Here is a 20,588-nt window from a genome sequence, read left to right on the forward strand (position 1 = left end):
TACTGCAGGGGGGACCCTGTGGGAGAGTAGGACGCCGCCGAACAATTATTCCGGGAAAGCCCCGCACCTCTGGTGCGGGGCTTTTCTGCGTTTAGTGACGGGGATCGGCCACCATGACGCCTCGGCGTGACTCCATGGTGGCCGCGGGGGATCAGAGCCGGCCAGCTGCCTTGAGGGCGAGATAGGCGTCGGCGAGAGCCGGGGCGAGATTGTCGGGAGTGGCATCGACGACCACCACGCCATGCCGCTGGAGCTGTTCCGCAGTGCGGCGTCGCTGTGCTTGGGCTTGTGTCGCCGCTGCGGCTTCGTAAACCGCGTCCACTGTGCCTCGGGCGCCGGCCATCTCTTCGATGTGCGGGTCGGCCACCGCGGCCACCAGCACCGTATGGCGCTGGGTCAGTTGGGGCAGGGCGGGGAGCAGTCCTTCTTCGACGGGGGCCGCCTCCAGACTGGTGAGAAGCACGATCAGAGAGCGACGAGGGGCGCTTGCCAGGGCAGTGGCGCTGAGTCCCCGGACGTCTGTTTCCACGAGTTCTGGTTCGAGCGGAGCCATGGCCGTGACCATGGCCGACAGAACTTCCCCTGCGGCGCGGCCCTGAACCTGGGCGCGGGTGCGGCGGTCATGGGCCAGCAGGTCGACGCGGTCGCCGGCGCGTGTGGCGAGAGCGGTGAGGAGCAGTGCCGCATCCATTGCCGCGTCGAGCCGGGGCACATCGCCGACCCGGCCCGCAGAGGTACGGCCAGTATCGAGAACGATCAGGATGTGTCGGTCCCGCTCAGGGCGCCACGTGCGGACCGCGACGGCCGACTGGCGCGCTGTTGCCCGCCAGTCGATGGAGCGGGTGTCGTCGCCGGGAACGTAGGCACGCAGACTGTCGAACTCCGTCCCTTCGCCACGGGTGAGGACACTGGTGCGACCGTCGAGCTCGCGGAGTCTGGCAAGGCGGGACGGTAGATGCTTGCGGCTGGTGAAGGGCGGAAGGACGCGCACCGTCCAGGGGACGTGATGATTTCCCTGCCGGGCTGCCAGACCCAGCGGTCCGTAGGAGCGGACGGTGACTCGCTCGGCTCGACGGTCGCCGCGACGGGTGGGGCGCAGGAGCGTGGTGACGCGACGGCGTTCGCCGGCCGGGATGTCCAAGGTGTGACGGGACGCGGCCTGCTCCGTGCCGGTGAGCCAACTGCTGGGCGGCCAGGCGTCGCGGAGGTGCGCGCGCAGCCGACGACGCGAGGGATTGGTTACGGTCAGTTGCACTTCTGCGCCGTCACCGAGTCGAACGGTTGTGTCGCCGGATCGGGTGAACTGGAGCGTTCGCACTGGCGCTGCCAGGGCGTAGTCGCACAGAATTGCTAGAGAGAGCGGGGCGTTGACCGCAAGCATGCCTGTCCAGCTCGGGGCCAGGATGCCTACGGGGAGTGACCCCAGAGCGGCAAGCAGCGCGGTTCGTCCGGTGAGGGCCACCTTCACCGCCTCATCGGGGTACGGGTACGTGGGCGAGGACAGCGGTGATGACGGAGTCGGGGGTGACTCCCTCCATCTCTGCCTCGGGCCGCAGCTGGATGCGATGACGGAGCGTGGGGAGTGCCAGGGCTTTCACGTCATCCGGGATGACGTAGTCGCGGCCGGTGAGCCAGGCCCAAGCGCGGGCCGTGGAGAGCAGGGCGGTTGCGCCTCGAGGGGACACACCGAGGGAGAGCGAGGGGGATTCGCGCGTGGCACGGCAGATATCGACGACATAGCCGGCGATCTCGGGGGAGACCGTGGTCTTGGCCACTGCGGTGCGGGCGGTCTCCAGGTCGGCGGGGCCTGCGACGGGGCGTACGCCTGCTGACGTCAGGTCGCGGGGATCGAAACCATCGGCATGGCGGGTCAGGACGTTGATCTCCTCGTCGCGGGACGGTAGCGGCACCGTCAGCTTGAGGAGGAAGCGGTCCAGCTGGGCCTCGGGGAGCGGGTACGTGCCCTCGTACTCGACAGGGTTCTGGGTGGCGGCGACCAGGAAAGGGTCCGGCAGAGGGCGAGGGGTTCCGTCGACGGTGACCTGACGCTCCTCCATTGCCTCCAGGAGGGAGGACTGCGTTTTGGGGGGCGTGCGGTTGATTTCGTCGGCCAGGAGAAGGTTGGTGAAGACCGGGCCGGGCTGGAAGGAGAACTCGGCCGTGCGGGCGTCGTAGACGAGGGATCCGGTGACGTCGCTCGGCATCAGGTCGGGGGTGAACTGGACCCGCTTCGTGTCGAGTTCGAGTGAGGCGGCCAGGGCACGGACCAAGAGGGTCTTGGCCACGCCGGGGACGCCTTCGAGGAGCACGTGGCCTCGGCAGAGCAGTGCGACGACCAGTCCGGTTACGGCCGGGTCCTGACCGACTACGGCCTTGGCGATCTCGGAGCGCAGAGCTTCCAGGGATGCGCGGGCTGTGTCGTCGTTCCCGACGGTCTCGGTCGTCCCGGCGGGCACTGGGGGCAGGGCACTCATGAAGTGCGTACCTCTCTTTCGAGGGTGTCGAGTTGGTCTGCCAGACGGACAAGGGTGGCGTCGTCGGCCGGCTCCTGTCCGAAGAGCAGGGTGTCCAGGCCGCCTCCAGCGGTGCCGAGGCGCGCGGAGACGGCGGGGAGGAGTACGGAGGGGGAGTGGGCATCGCGTGGAGAGACGCCGAGGAGGGGTGCGATACGGGTGCGGGCGGCAGAGCGCAGTGAGGAGGCGGCCCGGTCGCGGGCGTTCGCCTTGCGATAGAGGCGAGCGCGGCCCTCAGTGGATTCCGAGGCGCGAACAGCTACGGGCAGCCGTTCGGTGACCAGGGGGCCCAGTCGGCGGGCGCGCCAGATGGCTGCGAGTACGGCGGCGACTGCGAGCTGCAGGGTGCCCCAGAGCCAGCCCGACGGGATGAGGTCGACGAAGCTGCGCTGGTCGCCCGAACCGTCGCCCGAGCCGTCGTCGACACCTTTGTCGCTGCGTGCGGCGGAGGGATCAGCGAGCGAGGGGAGGTACCAGACCAGATGCGGGCGGGAGCCGAGGAGCTGCAAGGCCAGGGAGGCGTTGCCGTGGCCGGCGAGCCGGTTGTTGTAGAGCAGATCGGGGGAGCCGAGGAGGACGGTGTCGCCGGCGCTCTTCTCCTGGACGAGGAGCACGGTGGGGAGGTTGCCGCTCGGGTAGCAGCCGATGGTGTCGAGGCCGTTCGCCGTGTACCGGAAGCCTCCCGTGTCGGCGTCGCCCGCCGTGCGGGCTGCGGGCAGGGGGCACTGCGGTGTGCGGGCGGCCACCGGGCCGGAGGAGCTCGCGTGGACGCCGGGGGCCAGTGCATCCACGGACAGGGGGTCTGCCGCGAGGAGGACGGTGCGGCCGGCCGAGTCGGTGGCAGCGGCATGGAGTTCGTTCTGCTGGTGCGGCGTCAGCAGGTTCGGGGCGGTGACGAGCAGAGTGGTGTCGGGGCCGGTCGCTGCGATGGCGTCGTCGAGCGTGGTGGCCACGCGGATGGAGACGCCGCGGTCCTTGAGGAGTTCGGCGACGGCCCGGCTGCCGTGCTGGTCGGCGGAGCGGGGGTCGAGTCGGCCGTGCTGATCGCCGGATCGCGCGGTGGCCAGCACGATTCCGGCCGCTACAAGAAGAAGGAGGGCGAACAGCAGACCGCGGGTGCGCGCCCAGACCTGGCGGGGAGAGGGGGAGGCCGAGGTGTGGGACGAGGTGGTGGCGGTGACGGCTGCGGTCATTCGGCGGCTCCCGGGACCGCGGCGGTCAGCAGGGGCTTGGCGTTCTCGAGGTCGCGGTCGAGGGCCTGCACGGTCAGATACGTCTGCTGGTCGGCGGTCCGGCCGCCGTATGTGACGTCGTCGAAGTCGCGAGCGGCGGTGCGAAGCGCTATCTCGTGGCCGGGCAGTGAGCGGCCCGCCTCGGCGGCGGCCTCGTCGGCCGTGCGGCCAGGACGTGGGTCGAGGAGCGCGCGTTCTTCGAGGGAGCGCACGATGGCGCGCATGCGTTCCTGGACGGCTTCGTTCCAGCGCTGGGCGGCTGCGTGGGCCTCGGCGGCCGTGCGGTGTTCGGCCGCGCTGCGGGGGCTGTCGTCGAAGAGTGCGTCCGTGGTGCGGAGGGTGCGCTGCGGGGTGCCCAGGCGCCACCAGAGAGCGACGGCCAGGCCGATGACCACCAGTACGAGGACGATCAGCCCGAGCGGTCCGCCGGGTGCGGCGTTCGAGGCCGTGGCGAAGAGATCGCCGAGCCACCCCCACAGGCGGTCGAGACCGCGCTGCAGGAGGTTCGGGTCGTTCTCGTGGTACATCGGATGGGACAGCTCGTGCTTCGCCGCCTCACGGGCGGGGACGCGCGGAGTGTCCACCGGTACGTCGCTGCTTGCGTGGATCAGTAGCCGTGCTGTTGTGGTGCCGCCCGCCCCCGACACGGCATCAGCTCCTGGTGTCGTAGCCGGGCAGGCCTGCGGCCCTGGCGAGTTCGAGGTCGAGTGCTTCTCGGCGGATGCGCTGGTCCACGTAGAGCAGAGCCATCACACCGGCGGAGAGCGGGTAGGTGATCGTGGAGATGATGACCTCGCCGATGCCGGAGATGATCAGGAACGGCCAGCCGAATCCGGTGGACTCGCCGGTGAGGAAGGTGCCCAGCCCATCGCCGTCCACGATCATCGCGATGATGCCGAACGGGATCGCGATGATCAGGGTCACGATGAGTGTCAGGAGCCAGGTGAGGAGCAGGATGCCGAACATCCGCCACCAGGCGCCCCGGACCAGCTTTGCGGACCGGCGCATCGAGACGGTGATCGACTGCCGTTCCAGCATCAGCGCCGGCGAGGCGAGGCAGAAGCGGACCATCAGCCAGATGACGACGGCACAGGCGGCCATGAAGCCGATAAGGATGAGGGCGACGCCTGCGGTGGAGCCCATCAGTGCACCGGGCAGCACGCCCACTGCCATGATTCCGGCGGCCATCAACGCCAGCAGCAGGGTCAGGCCCAGCAGCTGGAGCAGGCGGGGCCGGGCCTCGGCCCACGCTTCGGAGAGCGTCACGGAGCGGCCCAGTACCGAACGGCTGATCACCACGGTGAGCATGGCAGTGGTGAAGAGCGTCGCGATCAGGCTGATGAGCGTGGACGGGGCGCTGTAGATCAGGGAGGACTGGGCGGAGTCGGCGGCCTGGCGGAGCGCCTCCGCGCCGGTCGCGTTCGGGTCGACCGACGCTCGTTCCGGCAGCAGGTAGCGCTGCACGAGGATGATGGCGATCTGGGCGATCACGGAAACGGTGAGTGTGAGTCCGAGGACCGTGCGCCAGTGCGCGCGCATCGCGGAGACCGCACCGTCGAGGATCTCCCCGGCGCCGAGCGGGCGGAGCGGGATGACACCGGGCTTTGCCGCAGGTGGCTGACCCCAGCCGGATCCCTGCGGCCTGCTGCCCCAGCCGGGGGCGGGCGGCGGTGCGCCGTGACCGGGGATGCTCGGTGGGGACCACTGCCCTGCGGGCGGCTGCGTGGGAGACCAGTTCCCGGCGTTGCCGTCGCCGTCCGTGGGCGCGGAAGGCTGGGGGACGCCCGCCTCCTGGCTGTCGGAGGGGGCAGATCCGGGCGAGGCCCAGCCCGGAGTGTCGTTCATTCTCGCTCCTTCACGGTCCTGTCCGCTCATCGGGGCGGCAGGTTGGCAGCCATCGTGCCACGCGTTGGTCCTGTACGGGCCGGGTGCCCGATCTCCTTCGCACCTTCATTTGTGGGCGGCTCACCGGGCAGACTGGGCGGATGGCTGATCAGGACGCGCAATCGCCGGTGGGCATCGAGCCTCCCGCGCTTCCCTCCATCCGCTGGGACGAGCCTCCGGAAGGGCCTGTGCTGGTGCTCCTCGACCAGACGCGGCTTCCTGCCGAGGAGGTCGGGCGGGTGTGTGCGGATGTGCCCGCGCTGGTGCGGGCGATCCAGACGCTGGCTGTGCGCGGGGCGCCGTTGCTGGGCATTGCCGGGGCCTACGGGGTGGCGCTGGCCGCTGTCCGGGGCCATGACGTCGAGGAGGCCGCGGGGCTGCTGGAGCGGGCGCGGCCCACCGCCGTGAACCTCGGATACGGGGTGCGGCGTGCGGCGGCGGCGTACTGGGCGGCGCTGGACAAAGGTGCGGATCCGCAGCGGGCGGCCGCGGCGGCGCTGGCGGAGGCCAAGGCGCTGCACCGGGAGGACGCCGAGGCCAGTCGGCGCATGGCGCAGTACGGGCTCGCGTTGCTCGACGAGCTGCTGCCGGGCGACGGGCATCAGCTGCTCACCCACTGCAATTCGGGGGCACTCGTCTCGGGCGGGGAGGGCACGGCCTTCGCTGTGGCGCTCCGCGCGCACCGGGCAGGACGGCTGCGAAGGCTCTGGGTGGACGAGACGCGTCCGCTGTTGCAGGGGGCTCGGCTGACCGCTTATGAGGCGGCGCGCAACGGGATGGCATACAGCCTGCTCACGGACAACGCGGCGGGTTCGCTGTTCGCCGCGGGGGAGGTCGATGCCGTGCTCATAGGCGCCGACCGCATCGCGGCGGACGGATCCGTGGCGAACAAAGTCGGGAGTTATCCGCTGGCGGTGCTTGCCAAATACCACCATGTGCCGTTCATTGTGGTGGCGCCGACCACGACCGTGGATCTGGAGACCACGGACGGGGCGTCGATCATTGTGGAGCAGCGCCCCGCCCGAGAGGTGACGGAGCTCACATCTCCACAGGTCGGACCGGGCGGCGAGGATGCGGGCGGACTGCTCGTGGCACCGCTGGGAACCCAGGCGTACAACCCCGCATTCGACATCACGCCGCCGGAACTGATCACGGCGATCGTCACGGAGGAGGGTGCAGTTTCCCCGGTCACGGGGGTCGGACTGGCAGAGCTGTGTGCCAGGTCATCGCAGATAACGATTAGCTAATGGGATGATGTCGATTATGAAGGGACGCGTCCTTGTCGTCGACGACGACACCGCACTGGCCGAGATGCTCGGGATTGTGCTGCGTGGTGAAGGGTTCGAGCCGTCGTTCGTAGCGGACGGCGACAAGGCACTTGCCGCATTTCGTGAGGCCAAGCCGGACCTGGTCCTGCTGGATCTCATGCTGCCCGGACGGGACGGCATCGAGGTCTGCAGGCTGATCAGGGCCGAGTCGGGTGTGCCGATCGTCATGCTCACGGCTAAGAGCGACACGGTCGATGTGGTGGTGGGCCTGGAGTCCGGGGCCGACGACTACATCGTCAAACCGTTCAAACCTAAGGAGTTGGTTGCCCGGATCAGGGCACGTTTGCGCAGGTCGGAGGAGCCGGCACCGGAACAGCTGACCATCGGGGACCTGGTCATCGATGTGGCCGGTCACTCGGTGAAGCGGGAGGGGCAGTCCATCGCTCTGACCCCGCTGGAGTTCGACCTACTGGTCGCGCTCGCCCGTAAGCCGTGGCAGGTCTTCACCCGTGAAGTACTGCTCGAGCAGGTGTGGGGGTATCGCCATGCCGCCGACACCCGTCTGGTGAATGTGCATGTCCAGCGGCTGCGTTCCAAGGTCGAGAAGGACCCGGAGCGGCCGGAGATCGTGGTGACCGTCCGAGGTGTCGGTTACAAGGCCGGACCGAGCTGACATGTCCCTGGGTAGCGCTGCTCCGAAGCCCGGGGGGCCGGGAGTCCGTACGGGGCGGGCTGCCGGTTCAGGACGTGGGCCTTCGTCGTTGGGGACGCTTCTGCGGGGCGGCCGGTTGTTCCACGACCGGGCGCCCGGCGGCCCCGTGCCGCGACTGCTGATGCGGTGGGTGCGGCGTCCGCTGCTGCCCGCCGTCCGGCTGTGGCGGCGCAATCTCCAGCTGCGGGTCGTCGCGGGCACGCTGCTCATGTCGCTCGGTGTGGTCCTGCTGCTCGGCCTGGTCGTGATCGGGCAGGTGCGCAACGGCCTGCTCGACGCGAAGGGCAAGGCTGCTCAGACACAGGCTGCCGGCGGTTTCGCGGCGGCCCAGGACAAGGCGAACTTTCCGCTCACCCCCGGTGGGCAGGGAGGCGATGCCGGTGACGGGGCGACGGCCAACAACTCGTGGCGGACCGAGCTCGTCGATCAGCTCGCCAGCGGCGGCAAGAACGCGTTCAACGTGGTGGCGCTCAGCGCCGACGACGGCACCCGTGCGCCGCGAGGCTCGGGCAGCGTGGAAGCAGCCAGCATCCCGCAGAGCCTGCGGGAGGCCGTGGACAAGGGGCCGGGCGCGTTCCAGACGTACTCGCTGATCAGGTATGCGAACGGGCAGGAGTCGCAGCCGGGGCTCGTCGTGGGCAAGCGCCTGTACGACATCGACCACAATCCGTACCAGCTCTACTACCTCTTCCCGCTGACGCAGGAGGAGAAGTCACTGACCCTGGTCAAGGGCACCCTGGCGACCGCGGGACTGTTCGTGGTCGTGCTGCTCGGGGCCATCGCCTGGTTCGTGGTGCGGCAGGTCGTCACACCCGTTCGGATGGCGGCGGGAATCGCCGAGCGGCTCTCCGCGGGCCGGCTCCAGGAGCGGATGAAGGTCACCGGCGAGGACGACATCGCCCGGCTCGGTGAGGCCTTCAACAAGATGGCGCAGAACCTCCAGCTGAAGATCCAGCAGCTGGAGGAGCTCTCCCGGATGCAGCGGCGCTTCGTATCGGACGTATCGCACGAGCTGCGGACCCCGCTGACGACAGTGCGGATGGCCGCCGATGTCATCCATGAGGCGCGCGTCGACTTCGACCCCGTGACGGCGCGCTCCGCCGAGCTCCTCGGGGACCAGCTCGACCGGTTCGAGTCGCTGCTCTCCGACCTGCTGGAGATCAGCCGGTTCGACGCGGGCGCCGCGGCGCTGGAGGCCGAGCCGATAGACCTGCGGCAGGTCGTACGACGGGTGATCGGCGGTGCCGAGCCGCTCGCCGAGCGCAAGGGCACCCGGATCCGGGTGGTCGGTGACGAGCAGCCGGTGATCGCGGAGGCCGACGCACGGCGGGTCGAGCGTGTGCTGCGCAACCTCGTCGTCAACGCCGTCGAGCACGGCGAGGGCCGGGATGTCGTGGTGCGGATGGGGGTGGCCGGAGGAGCGGTCGCCGTCGCCGTCCGGGACTACGGCGTGGGTCTCAAGCCGGGGGAGGCGACCCGGGTGTTCAACCGCTTCTGGCGCGCCGACCCGGCGCGGGCCCGGACGACGGGCGGCACCGGTCTCGGGCTGTCGATCGCCGTCGAGGACGCCCGGCTGCACGGCGGCTGGCTGCAGGCGTGGGGCGAGCCGGGCGGTGGCTCGCAGTTCCGCCTCACCCTGCCGCGTACGGCGGACGAGCCGCTGCGCGGATCGCCGATACCGCTGGAGCCCGAGGACTCGCGCCGCAACCGGGAGAACCGGGAGCGGGCTGCGGACGGCGTCACGACCGGCAGCGAGCACCGGCTGACCTCGGTCCCGGCCCAGCAGGCCGGCCCGGACCGGTCGCCGCTGCCCGTGCCGGCGCGTAACTCCGTCGCTCCCCGCACGGCGCCCGCTTCGGTGCATCCGGCGGCTCTGCCGGGCAGCGGCGCCCGGGTGGTCGCCCGCCCCGCCGACGACCGGCCGGGTGGCGACATCGAATCTGCTGCACACCACCCGGAGCAGGAGGACACGACTCGTGGGCACTGACCGTCGTCAGGACGGCCATGGACGTGCGGTGGGGCTGACCGCGTTGCTGGGGTGCGGCATCGTGCTGCTGTCCGCATGCGGCTCGATGCCCGTCACCGGGGACGTCAAGGCGGTCGACGCCTCGCAGCCGGGCGACTCCCAGGTCCAGGTGTACGCGGTGGCGCCGCGTGACAACGCCACTCCCAGCGAGGTGGTCGACGGCTTCCTGGAGTCCATGACCAGCGACGACCCCGGCTTCAGGACCACCCGCAAGTACCTGACGAAGAAGGCGGCCGGCACCTGGAAGCCGAGCGCGTTCACCACGGTCCTCTCCAAGGCGCCGAACCGCAGCGACCGCCCGGTCCACGACGGCGACCGCGGCAGCACGGAGCTCAGCTACACGCTGACCGGCGAGAAGGTGGCGACGGTCGACGCGCAGAGCGCCTACCAGCCGGTCGCACCCACGGAGTTCAGCCGGACCCTGCATCTGGTGCGGCAGAACGGGCCGGACGGCAAGGAGTGGCGCATCGACCTCGTGCCGGACGGTCTGCTGCTCGGCCAGTCCGACTTCAAGCGCCTCTACCGTTCCGTCAACAAGTACTACTTCGCCGCCGGGCGGACTGCAGGACAGTCCACGCTGGTTGCCGACCCCGTCTACGTACGCAACCGGACGGATCCCGTCACAGGGATGGACACGGTGACGCAGACGGTCCGCAGTCTCATCGAGGGGCCGACCAGCTGGCTGCGGCCGGTGGTCGACTCCCGCTTCCCCACCAGTACGGCGCTGCGCAAGGGCGTCACCTCGCTGGCGCCCGACGACCGCAGCGTCCTGAAGGTTCCGCTGAACAAGAGGGCGGACAACGTCGGACAGCGCTCCTGCCGCATGATGGCCTCTCAGGTGCTCTACACCGTGCGAGACCTGACGTCCGCCCGGGTCGAGCAGGTGGAGCTGCAGCGGTCCGACAGCTCGCCGCTGTGTGTGCTGGGCGCCGATCAGGCGGAGGAGTTCGCTCCGGACGGTTCGTCGGGCGGGCCCGACAGCCAGTACTTCGTCGATGCCAAGGGGCATGTCGAGTGCATCCCGGGATCCACCGGGGGCAGCGGCGATCCGGAGCCGGTCACCGGCCCGTTCGGTGACGGACCGGTGCGGATGAGCGCGGTCGGCGTGGCCCGTGACGAGCAGCTGGCGGCAGCGGTCTCGCAGAACAACGAGTCCCTGTACGTGTCCTCCATCGTCTCGGAGGGTGAGCTGCCCGCGCCCGCGGTGACCAGCAGCGGCAAGAATCTGAACGACCGTCTGTCGGCACCCAGCTGGGACGGGCGGGGCGATCTCTGGGTGGCCGACCGGGACCCGGAGAACTCCCGGCTGCTGCGACTGGCCGCGGGTGCCGGTAAGCCGTCGGAGGTCACGGTGCCGAGCCTGGACGGAGCGCGGCTGGAGGCGTTGCGGCTGTCGGCGGACGGGGTGCGGATCGCACTGCTGCTGACAAAGGACGGGCGCACCACGCTGAAAATCGGCCGGATCGAGCGTCAGGGACCGGACTCGAAGCAGGAGGTCTCCGTCGTGGAGCTGCGGCAGGCCGCGCCGCAGCTGGCGGATGTCACCGCGATGTCCTGGTCGGGCCGGAGCCGTCTCGTGGTGGTCGGCAAGGAACAGGGCGGCGTGCAGCAAGTGCGCTATGTCCAGGCGGATGGTTCGGCACCGGCCTCGGGTGTGCTGCCCGGGGTGAACCAGGTGTCGGCGGTCGCGGCGGCGGACGACGAGCAGTTGCCGCTGATGGCGGACACCGAGGGTGACGGGATAGTGAAGCTGTCGCCGGGCGACAACTGGCAGACGGTGCTCAAGGAAGGCTCGTCGCTGGTCTACCCGGGCTGAGGCCTGTGCAGGTGGGTCGACGACGGGCCATGCGCGAGGGCGCCCGCGTTTTCCACAGGGGTGGCCGGGTTCGCGGGCCGGGGGCACAGTGGAGATATGCGGGGGTGGTGGCGGGAGATCGCCGGACTGGTGCTGCCGGTGGCCTGTGGTGGCTGCGGCAGGCCGCGGAGCGAGCTGTGCGAGGACTGTCGGGCGGTGCTGTACGGAGCGACCCCGCAGCGGGTGAGACCCTCGCCGGAGCCCGCGGGGCTGCCGGTGGTGCATGCCGCCGCCGCGTACGAGGACGCGGTACGGGCGGTGCTTCTGGCACACAAGGAGCGTGGCGCGCTTCCTCTGTCGCGGGTGCTCGGCAGGGCGCTGGCGGGGGCTGTGCGCACCGGGACGGGGCAGGCGGGCGGTCCGGGGCCGCTGCTCGTCCCCGTGCCGTCGGCGCGGCGGGCCGTTGCGGCGCGCGGGCATGATCCGACACTCCGGATCGCGCTGGCCGCAGCGGGCGAGCTGAGGCGCGGTGGGATTCCGGCCAGAGTGGTTCCGGTGCTGCGGCAACGACGCCCGGTGACCGATCAGTCGGGGCTCGGTGCCTGGCAGCGGCAGGCGAATCTGGCGGGTGCGCTGGAGGTGGTGTCCGGTGGTGAGCGGCTGCTTGCGGCCGAACGGGTAGTACTCGTGGACGACCTCATGACGACCGGGGCCTCGCTGACGGAGGCTGCACGGGCGGTCGAAGCCGCGAGCGGGCGGAGAAGACCGGGTTCCGGAACGGGGCAGGCGGCCGTTGTCGCAGCGTCTCCGACTGCCTTCGCAATAAACCGGAACTGCTAGTGGACTTGCATCGTTGCAGGTAGTGAGTGGGTAAAGGGCCCTGAACGGAGGTACGTGCGAGTAGCGGGTGCCGACATCCGGCCGATCAGGCTATGTTCGGTTGTGAGGAATGGTGAATGCCAGACCTCGACGAGTGCACCACCAGGTTTCGGGCAGGCGACTCACCGGTAGGCCAGACGTTCAAAGAGATCGGTGGGGTGGATACCTCCCCGACGGGGGAGGAGGAGGTGGAAGTCACCGAGTCCGCGGCTCCGGCGACCACCGGGGCCTGGTGCAAAAGGGAGATGCTCCGCCGCTGAGCGGAGCGATCCGGGAACGGAGTTCTGCGTGGACATCGTCGTCAAGGGCCGCAAGACCGAGGTGCCCGAGCGGTTCCGCAAGCACGTGGCCGAGAAGCTGAAGCTGGACAAGATCCAGAAGTTCGACGGCAAGGTGATCAGCCTCGACGTCGAGGTGTCCAAGGAGCCAAACCCCCGTCAGGCAGACCGCTCGGACCGAGTGGAGATCACGCTCCGCTCGCGTGGGCCGGTAATCCGTGCTGAAGCGGCCGCAGGCGACCCGTACGCAGCGCTGGACCTGGCCACCGGAAAGCTGGAGGCACGGCTGCGCAAGCAGCACGACAAGCGCTTCAGCCGCCGTGGAAACGGCCGGATTCCCGCTGCCGAAGTCGCCGAGACGGTGCCGGGTACGGCGTCCTTCAACAGCGAGGGCGACCTGGCCGGCGACGGCGCCGGCCCGTCTGTACCCGTCACCAGGATCGGCACGCTCGAGGTACAGGGCGAAGGGCCGCTGGTGATGCGCGAGAAGACGCACGTCGCGGCGCCGATGACGCTCGACCAGGCGCTCTACGAGATGGAGCTGGTCGGGCACGACTTCTATCTGTTCGTCGACTCCGAGACGAAGGAGCCCAGTGTCGTCTACCGGCGGCATGCTTACGACTACGGTGTCATTCATCTGAGGACCGACCCGCTGGCCGCTGACGGGGCGGGCGGCGCGGGCGGTGCGCTCGGCGGCTGACGCCCCGCATCGGTGGTGCCCCTGGGGCGTAATTCGCGCCAGGGGCACCCGCGTGCGACGACAGAACCACCGCTCTGACGTCCAGGCATGAAAGCATGGCGCCCCAAGCCAATCGGTGCTCTGTGAACTGCCGTTGGCGGAGCGTTTATGAACTTCAGGCCATGGCCTTCAGGGGGAGGAACGATGGCGGACACCTTCGGGCCCGTGCGCGATGCGAATGACGGTGGAGACGACCCTGCCGGTGCCGATACCGGTGCTGACGCGGACAGCGGTTCGTGCAAGGAGCCGATCCGCGTCCTGGTGGTGGACGACCATGCGCTCTTCCGCAGAGGTCTGGAGATCGTCCTCGCCCAGGAGGAGGACATCCAGGTCGTCGGTGAGGCGGGTGACGGGGCGGAGGCGGTCGACAAGGCGGCCGATCTGCTGCCGGACATCGTGCTGATGGATGTGCGCATGCCCAAGCGGGGCGGCATCGAGGCCTGCACGTCCATCAAGGAGGTGGCCCCCAGCGCGAAGATCATCATGCTGACGATCAGCGACGAGGAGGCGGACCTCTACGACGCGATCAAGGCGGGCGCCACCGGCTATCTCCTCAAGGAGATCTCCACGGACGAGGTGGCCACGGCGATCCGTGCGGTCGCCGACGGGCAGTCCCAGATCAGCCCGTCCATGGCGTCCAAATTGCTCACCGAGTTCAAGTCGATGATCCAGCGGACCGACGAGCGCCGACTGGTGCCGGCGCCGCGGCTGACCGACCGGGAGCTCGAAGTCCTCAAACTGGTTGCCACGGGCATGAACAATCGCGATATCGCGAAGGAACTGTTCATTTCCGAGAACACCGTGAAGAACCACGTGCGCAACATTCTGGAGAAGCTGCAGCTGCACTCCAGGATGGAAGCAGTGGTCTATGCCATGCGCGAGAAGATCCTCGAGATCAGGTAAAGCGAGGGCATGGTCAATTGAGGGCGCGGGCGATTTCCTGGGCGAGCGGCTCGCGCAGCTCCGGTGCGTCGACTCGCTCCAGTCGTACGTCCGTACAACCGACCCAGGACGCCGCTTCCACCAGGGCCTCGGCCATCGGCGGCACGGCCTTCCTGCCCGCCAGGGACACCTGCCGGGCGACCAGCGTGGTGCCCTCGCGCGCCGGATCGACCCGGCCCTGCAGCTTGCCGCCGGCCAGCAGCGGCATCGCGAAATAGCCGTGGATCCGCTTGGGCTTGGGGACGTAGGCCTCCAGGCGATGCGTGAAGGCGAATATCCGCTCCGTCCGGGCACGCTCCCAGATCAGTGAGTCGAACGGCGACAGCAGCGTCGTACGGTGCCGTCCCCGGGGCTCCGAGGCCAGCGCCGCGGGGTCGGCCCAGGCAGGCTTCGCCCAGCCCTCCACCGTCACCGGTACCAGACCGGAGTCCGCCACCACCGCATCGAACTGCTCGCCCTTGAGTCGGTGGTAGTCCGCGATGTCGGCACGGGTGCCGACCCCCAGGGACCGGCCCGCGAGCGTGACCAGCCGCCGCAGGCACTCCCTGTCGTCCAGATCGTCGTGGAGTACGGCGTCGGGCAGGGCGCGCTCGGCGAGGTCGTACACCCGCTTCCAACTGCGCCGCTCGGTGCACACCACCTCGCCGTACATCAGGGCTCGCTCGACGGCGACCTTCGACGCGGACCAGTCCCACCACTCCCCGCCGTTCTTCGCGCCGCCCAGCTCCGTCGCCGTCAGCGGGCCCTCGGCGCGCAGCTGCTTGATCACCGCGTCGTAGGCCCCGTCCGGCAGGTCGTGGTGCCAGTGCGGGCGCGAGCGGTATGCGCGGCGGCGGAACGCGAAGTGCGGCCACTCCTCGACCGGCAGGATGCACGCCGCATGCGACCAGTACTCGAAGCTGCGGCCGGCCGACCAGTACGCGTCCTCGACCGTGCGCCGGCCGACGGCGCCGAGACGTGCGTACGGGATCAGTTCGTGCGAGCGGGCCAGCACCGAGATCGTGTCGAGCTGTACGGCACCGAGGTGCCGCAGCACGCCCGGCACCCCGGCCCGGCGGTCCGGCGCGCCGAGGAAACCCTGGGCGCGCAGGGCGATTCTGCGAGCCTGGTCGGCGGAGAGTTCGGCTGCGGGAGGCGGCACTGGCGTCATGTCTCGCACCCTAGAGGGCGCCACTGACATCCGTTCACGGTGCACCGGACAGACCCGTGGGGAGACCGGGGACCGCACCGGAGGGGAGGGCGGCCGAGGGACCGGCGGTGGGGGGCGTGGCCGGGAGATACGGGTGGGCGCCCGGCAGACCGAGGTCGGAAGGGAGCAGCGCGCCGACCCAGATGTCCCGCCGCACCCCTTTGTTCAGCAGCCCCGACCGCTGCTCGCCCTCCATGCGGAAGCCCGCTCGCCGCGCCACGGCCCGCGAGGGCTCGTTGCCCACCTCGGCCCGCCACTCCAGCCGGTCCCCGCCGAGCGAGGTGAAGGTCCAGCGGGCCGCGGCCCGTACCGCCTCCGTCATGTAACCGAGACCGCGGTGCTCCTTCGCGGTCCAGAACCCCACCTCGTACGTGCCGTGCAGGTTGCGGCGGTTGATGCCGAGCGCGCCTGTCACGGCCCCGCCGTCGCGCAGAACCACCGCGAAGTTGTACATCGAGTCGTCCTGCCAGCCGCCGGGGGACAGCTTTCGGGTGAAGAGTTCCGCGTCGGCGTGGGTGTACGGGGAGGGGACGACCGTCCAGCGCTGGATGTCCGGGTCCTGGCAGGCGGCGTGCACCTCTTCCGCGTCACCCCCGTGGAAGGGCCGCAGCAGCAGACGCTCGGTGGTGAGAGTGATCGGCTCCATGTACGGATTCTGGTGGGCGCCGACAGTGAAGCGAACACTTTTCGGGGTTCCCGGCACCTTCGGGGCCCTCCGTCCGTTGACTCGAAGGGGCCCAGTGGGGGCAACGCGGCGGCAGCCCTCCCGGCGCGGCGGGGTCCTCGCTTACGATGGCCGTTGCGGTGGGGCCCACCTGCCGTGCCCGCGCCAGCGTCCATAACACGACCCAGTGCCAGGCCCGACCGGCAAGGAGACCAGCCTCAGTGTCCGTCTTCAACAAGCTCATGCGTGCAGGCGAAGGCAAGATCCTGCGCAAACTGCACCGCATCGCGGACCAGGTCAGCTCCATCGAAGAGGACTTCGTCAACCTCTCCGACGCCGAGCTGCGGGCGCTCACCGACGAGTACAAGGAACGGTACGCGGACGGCGAGAGCCTGGACGACCTGCTTCCCGAGGCATTCGCAACGGTCCGAGAGGCCGCGAAGCGTGTCCTCGGACAGCGCCATTACGACGTCCAGATGATGGGCGGCGCTGCCCTGCACCTCGGCTATGTCGCCGAGATGAAGACCGGTGAGGGCAAGACCCTCGTCGGCACCCTGCCCGCGTATCTCAACGCGCTCTCCGGCAAGGGCGTGCACCTGATCACGGTCAATGACTATCTGGCCGAACGAGACTCCGAAATGATGGGCCGGGTCCACAAGTTCCTGGGCCTGACCGTCGGATGCATCCTGGCCAACATGACGCCGGCCCAGCGCCGCGAGCAGTACCGCTGCGACATCACGTACGGCACGAACAACGAGTTCGGCTTCGACTACCTCCGCGACAACATGGCGTGGTCCGCGGACGAGCTCGTCCAGCGGGGCCACAACTTCGCCGTGGTCGACGAGGTCGACTCGATCCTCGTCGACGAGGCCCGTACCCCGCTGATCATCTCCGGTCCGGCCGACCAGGCCACCAAGTGGTACGGCGACTTCGCCAAGCTGGTCACGCGTCTGACCAAGGGCGAGGCCGGCAACCCGCTCAAGGGCATCGAGGAGACCGGCGACTACGAGGTCGACGAGAAGAAGCGGACCGTCGCCATCCATGAGCCCGGTGTCGCGAAGGTCGAGGACTGGCTCGGCATCGAGAACCTCTACGAGTCGGTGAACACCCCTCTCGTCGGGTACCTCAACAACGCCATCAAGGCCAAGGAGCTCTTCAAGAAGGACAAGGACTACGTCGTCATCGACGGCGAAGTCATGATCGTCGACGAGCACACCGGCCGTATCCTCGCCGGCCGCCGCTACAACGAGGGCATGCACCAGGCGATCGAGGCGAAGGAAGGGGTGGACATCAAGGACGAGAACCAGACTCTCGCCACGATCACCCTGCAGAACTTCTTCCGCCTCTACGGCAAGCTCTCCGGTATGACCGGTACGGCGATGACCGAGGCCGCCGAGTTCCACCAGATCTACAAGCTGGGCGTCGTGCCGATCCCGACGAACCGGCCGATGGTCCGGCAGGACCAGTCCGACCTGATCTACCGGACCGAGGTCGCGAAGTTCGCCGCGGTCGTCGACGACATCGCCGAGAAGCACGAGAAGGGCCAGCCGATCCTGGTCGGCACCACCTCGGTCGAGAAGTCCGAGTACCTCTCGCAGCAGCTCTCCAAGCGCGGTGTGCAGCACGAGGTCCTCAACGCCAAGCAGCACGACCGTGAGGCGACGATCGTCGCCCAGGCCGGCCGCAAGGGCGCCGTCACGGTCGCGACGAACATGGCCGGCCGCGGTACGGACATCAAGCTCGGCGGCAACCCCGACGACCTCGCCGAGGCGGAGCTGCGCCAGCGCGGCCTCGACCCCGTCGAGCACGTCGAGGAGTGGGCGGCCGCGCTGCCCGCCGCGCTGGCCAGGGCCGAGCAGGCCGTGAGGGCGGAGTTCGAAGAGGTCAAGGAGCTCGGCGGGCTGTACGTGCTCGGTACCGAGCGGCACGAGTCGCGGCGTATCGACAACCAGCTGCGCGGTCGTTCCGGCCGTCAGGGCGACCCGGGCGAGTCCCGCTTCTACCTGTCGCTGGGTGACGACCTGATGCGGCTGTTCAAGGCGCAGATGGTCGAGCGCGTCATGTCGATGGCGAATGTGCCGGACGACGTGCCGATCGAGAACAAGATGGTGACGCGGGCCATCGCGTCCGCGCAGTCGCAGGTCGAGCAGCAGAACTTCGAGACGCGTAAGAACGTCCTGAAGTACGACGAGGTGCTCAACCGGCAGCGTGAGGTCATCTATGGCGAGCGCCGTCGCGTCCTCGAGGGTGAGGACCTGCAGGAGCAGATCCGTCACTTCATGGACGACACCATCGACGACTACATCCGGCAGGAGACCGCCGAGGGCTTCGCCGAGGAGTGGGACCTCGACCGGCTGTGGGGTGCGTTCAAGCAGCTCTACCCGGTGAAGGTCACCGTCGACGAGCTCGAGGACGCTGCCGGGGACCGGGCGGGGATCACCGCCGAGTTCATCGGCGAGTCCATCAAGGACGACATCCACGAGCAGTACGACGAGCGTGAGAAGCAGCTCGGCTCGGACATCATGCGTGAGCTCGAGCGACGCGTGGTGCTGTCCGTCCTGGACCGCAAGTGGCGTGAGCACCTCTACGAGATGGACTACCTCCAGGAGGGCATCGGCCTGCGGGCCATGGCGCAGAAGGACCCGCTGGTCGAGTACCAGCGCGAGGGCTTCGACATGTTCAACGCCATGATGGAGGGCATCAAGGAAGAGTCCGTCGGCTACCTGTTCAACCTGGAGGTCCAGGTCGAGCAGCAGGTCGAGGAAGTTCCGGTGCAGGACGCGGCCGAGCGGCCGTCGCTGTCCAAGGAGGACGCCACGGTTCCGGCCGGGGCGCGTCCGGAGATCCGCGCCAAGGGGCTGGACGCTCCGCAGCGTCCCGACCGGCTGCACTTCTCCGCTCCCACGGTGGACGGGGAGGGCGGCGTCGTCGAGGGCGACTTCTCCAACGGTGACGGTGGAGTGGTGTCGGAGTCGGACGGGCTGACCAGGGCGGAGCGGCGCAAGGCGCAGAAGAACGGTGGTGGCGGGCGGCGCCGCAAGAAGTAGTTTGCGGTTGCTGCGGCGCCCGCGGCTCTTTGACGTGGGTCTGTGTAGCAGGGCGGCTGGGGCCGGGCACCGAGAGGTGTCCGGCCCCAGCCGTGTGTGTGGGGCGGGGCGGGGGTGCCGGGGCGCCGGGGCGCCTTGTCTCAATCGCCGGGCGGCCCCGGGGTGGTGGACGGGTTTGATTCGGTGGGCGGGGCGGGGATGCCGAGTTCCACCGCGGCGCAGCGCCAGCGGAGGTCGGGGCCCTGCTCCAGGCGGAATGCCATTGCCCGTACCTGTTCGCCCGCCGCGATGCTCGCGCAGGCCTCCACCACGCCCGGGGCGGGTTGCGCACCGTGGCACTGGCGTACCACCGGGCGGGCGCCGCGGGCCCTCAGCGGGGTGGCCGGGGCCAGTTCGGCGAGCTGGTCGTACGCCTCGCCGATTGTGTGGCCGAGCATCCAGTGCACCGGGCGGTGGCCGCTGAGGACCGCCAGGAGGCGCTCCGCGAACCAGTGGTGCGGGCGCAGCACCCGCTGAGGTGTCCGGCGCTGCGACGGTACGGTCTCGGGCCTGCGCCGGTCGTGGCGTCCGGCGGGCCGGGTCCTGTTCATGCTCATCGTTGATCGCCCCCGTGATCCGAGCCCGGCTGATACCGGGCGGTAACTTCTGCTGTGGATCTTCTACGGGGGCGGCGGACGCGGCCGCAAGCGACGAGGGGTCGCGTGGCGCGGTGCGTGAAGTTCACCTATCCGGGTGGCGGGCCCGGTGCCGCAAGGCTCTGGGAAGGCGTGGGGAGGGTGACGGGCGGTTGCCGGGTGGACGGGCCGGCGGCCGTACTCGTAACCCCGAAGGGGGACGCGCACGTATCCTGAGGGCGTCTCCGACTACGAAAGCGGCCAGCCATGCGCGTGTACGTCCCCCTGACCCTCTCCGGTCTCGCAGCGGCGCACCGGGCGGGCGAAATCGGCCCCGGTCCGCTCACCGCGTACGCGGTGACTCCCGCGCTGCGTGAGTGGTACGTCTCCGACGACATCGAGGAGCTGGAGTACGCGGCGCTCAACCGGGCCGCGGCCGCTTCGCTGCGCCTGATCGCCGGGGACCCCGGTGCGGTGCGCAGGCGAGCGGTCGTCGCCGTCGACGTCCCGGACGGGCAAGCGGTAGCCGACCCCGACCACAGTCTGGACCCCTCGTCGCTCGGCGAGGTGCGCATCGCTTCCGCGGTGGCGCTGGCGAAGGCGGCCGCGGTGCATGTCGACGCGGACGACGCGGAGAAGGACGTGGCGGCGGCCGCGTCGGTGCTCGGCGCAGCGGACCTCGGCGACGACGACGCGCAGTTCGTCGTGGACGGTGCGGAGGACCATGAGCTGCTCTGGTTCGGGGTGCAGGAGATTCCGAACCTGATCGGCTGACGGGCGCGGACGCCGAGGGCGCGGACCCGTTG

17 protein-coding genes are annotated in these 20,588 nt (G+C 69.7%); 9 read left to right on the forward strand and 8 right to left on the reverse strand.

The window, feature by feature from the left end; all coding sequences use genetic code 11:
• Positions 1 to 151 precede the first annotated feature (151 nt).
• Genes ACFYP5_RS23585 through ACFYP5_RS23605 form a run of 5 tightly spaced genes read right to left on the reverse strand, consistent with a single transcriptional unit; the run spans position 152 to position 5,590 of the window.
• Positions 152 to 1,462 (reverse strand): DUF58 domain-containing protein, encoded by a 1,311-nt coding sequence (locus tag ACFYP5_RS23585; RefSeq protein ID WP_389039314.1) that lies wholly within the window; start codon positions 1,460 to 1,462, stop codon positions 152 to 154.
• A gap of 10 nt (positions 1,463 to 1,472) precedes the next feature.
• Positions 1,473 to 2,474 carry an AAA family ATPase gene (locus ACFYP5_RS23590; RefSeq protein WP_389039317.1) on the reverse strand — a complete coding sequence of 334 codons (1,002 nt, stop codon included), beginning with the start codon at positions 2,472 to 2,474 and terminating at the stop codon, positions 1,473 to 1,475.
• Positions 2,471 to 3,706, reverse strand: a complete 1,236-nt coding sequence (locus ACFYP5_RS23595) for a DUF4350 domain-containing protein (RefSeq protein WP_389039319.1) — start codon at positions 3,704 to 3,706, stop codon at positions 2,471 to 2,473. The genes ACFYP5_RS23590 and ACFYP5_RS23595 overlap by 4 nt, the downstream gene beginning before the upstream one ends.
• Complete coding sequence (locus ACFYP5_RS23600) at positions 3,703 to 4,392, reverse strand: DUF4129 domain-containing protein (RefSeq protein WP_389039321.1); 690 nt, start codon at positions 4,390 to 4,392, stop codon at positions 3,703 to 3,705. The genes ACFYP5_RS23595 and ACFYP5_RS23600 overlap by 4 nt, the downstream gene beginning before the upstream one ends.
• Positions 4,393 to 4,396: 4 nt before the next feature.
• Positions 4,397 to 5,590: a glycerophosphoryl diester phosphodiesterase membrane domain-containing protein gene (locus ACFYP5_RS23605; protein ID WP_389039323.1), complete on the reverse strand. Its 1,194-nt coding sequence runs from the start codon at positions 5,588 to 5,590 to the stop codon at positions 4,397 to 4,399.
• 140 nt (positions 5,591 to 5,730) lie between these two features.
• On the opposite strand from ACFYP5_RS23605, the gene mtnA reads away from it, so the two are divergent.
• From mtnA to ACFYP5_RS23640, 7 genes are all read left to right on the forward strand, one after another.
• Entirely contained in the window at positions 5,731 to 6,876 is a 1,146-nt protein-coding gene (gene mtnA / locus ACFYP5_RS23610) for an S-methyl-5-thioribose-1-phosphate isomerase (RefSeq protein WP_389039326.1), read from the forward strand.
• A 4-nt stretch (positions 6,877 to 6,880) separates the two neighbouring features.
• A complete protein-coding gene (mtrA, locus tag ACFYP5_RS23615) occupies positions 6,881 to 7,570 on the forward strand; it encodes a two-component system response regulator MtrA (RefSeq protein ID WP_007448372.1) in 690 nt (229 codons plus the stop codon).
• A 1-nt stretch (position 7,571) separates the two neighbouring features.
• The gene (gene mtrB / locus ACFYP5_RS23620) at positions 7,572 to 9,596 is read left to right on the forward strand and encodes an MtrAB system histidine kinase MtrB (protein ID WP_389039329.1); all 2,025 of its coding nucleotides are present in this window, start codon (positions 7,572 to 7,574) and stop codon (positions 9,594 to 9,596) included.
• Positions 9,586 to 11,451: an LpqB family beta-propeller domain-containing protein gene (locus ACFYP5_RS23625; protein WP_389039332.1), complete on the forward strand. Its 1,866-nt coding sequence runs from the start codon at positions 9,586 to 9,588 to the stop codon at positions 11,449 to 11,451. The genes mtrB and ACFYP5_RS23625 overlap by 11 nt, the downstream gene beginning before the upstream one ends.
• A gap of 96 nt (positions 11,452 to 11,547) precedes the next feature.
• Positions 11,548 to 12,270 (forward strand): ComF family protein, encoded by a 723-nt coding sequence (locus ACFYP5_RS23630; RefSeq protein WP_389039334.1) that lies wholly within the window; start codon positions 11,548 to 11,550, stop codon positions 12,268 to 12,270.
• A 327-nt stretch (positions 12,271 to 12,597) separates the two neighbouring features.
• Positions 12,598 to 13,287: a ribosome hibernation-promoting factor, HPF/YfiA family gene (gene hpf / locus ACFYP5_RS23635; RefSeq protein WP_389039337.1), complete on the forward strand. Its 690-nt coding sequence runs from the start codon at positions 12,598 to 12,600 to the stop codon at positions 13,285 to 13,287.
• A gap of 183 nt (positions 13,288 to 13,470) precedes the next feature.
• On the forward strand, positions 13,471 to 14,229 hold the full coding sequence (locus tag ACFYP5_RS23640) for a response regulator (RefSeq protein ID WP_389039341.1): 759 nt from the start codon (positions 13,471 to 13,473) through the stop codon (positions 14,227 to 14,229).
• Between the two features lie 13 nt (positions 14,230 to 14,242).
• Here ACFYP5_RS23640 and ACFYP5_RS23645 read toward each other — a convergent pair whose 3' ends face one another.
• Both ACFYP5_RS23645 and ACFYP5_RS23650 read right to left on the reverse strand, forming a co-directional pair.
• Positions 14,243 to 15,418, reverse strand: coding sequence for a winged helix-turn-helix domain-containing protein (locus ACFYP5_RS23645; RefSeq protein ID WP_389039344.1), 1,176 nt, complete (start codon positions 15,416 to 15,418; stop codon positions 14,243 to 14,245).
• Between the two features lie 34 nt (positions 15,419 to 15,452).
• Complete coding sequence (locus tag ACFYP5_RS23650) at positions 15,453 to 16,103, reverse strand: GNAT family N-acetyltransferase (RefSeq protein ID WP_389039347.1); 651 nt, start codon at positions 16,101 to 16,103, stop codon at positions 15,453 to 15,455.
• 239 nt (positions 16,104 to 16,342) lie between these two features.
• Between ACFYP5_RS23650 and secA the strand changes: the two genes are divergently transcribed.
• A complete protein-coding gene (gene secA / locus ACFYP5_RS23655; protein ID WP_389039350.1) occupies positions 16,343 to 19,168 on the forward strand; it encodes a preprotein translocase subunit SecA in 2,826 nt (941 codons plus the stop codon).
• 140 nt (positions 19,169 to 19,308) lie between these two features.
• On the opposite strand, the gene ACFYP5_RS23660 is transcribed toward secA, so the two are convergent.
• A complete protein-coding gene (locus ACFYP5_RS23660; RefSeq protein ID WP_389039353.1) occupies positions 19,309 to 19,764 on the reverse strand; it encodes an Rv3235 family protein in 456 nt (151 codons plus the stop codon).
• 285 nt (positions 19,765 to 20,049) lie between these two features.
• Between ACFYP5_RS23660 and ACFYP5_RS23665 the strand changes: the two genes are divergently transcribed.
• Positions 20,050 to 20,556, forward strand: a complete 507-nt coding sequence (locus ACFYP5_RS23665; protein WP_030922857.1) for a DUF6912 family protein — start codon at positions 20,050 to 20,052, stop codon at positions 20,554 to 20,556.
• Positions 20,557 to 20,588 lie beyond the last annotated feature (32 nt).

Source organism: Streptomyces sp. NPDC005262, from assembly GCF_042872425.1.
Taxonomy (GTDB): domain Bacteria; phylum Actinomycetota; class Actinomycetes; order Streptomycetales; family Streptomycetaceae; genus Streptomyces.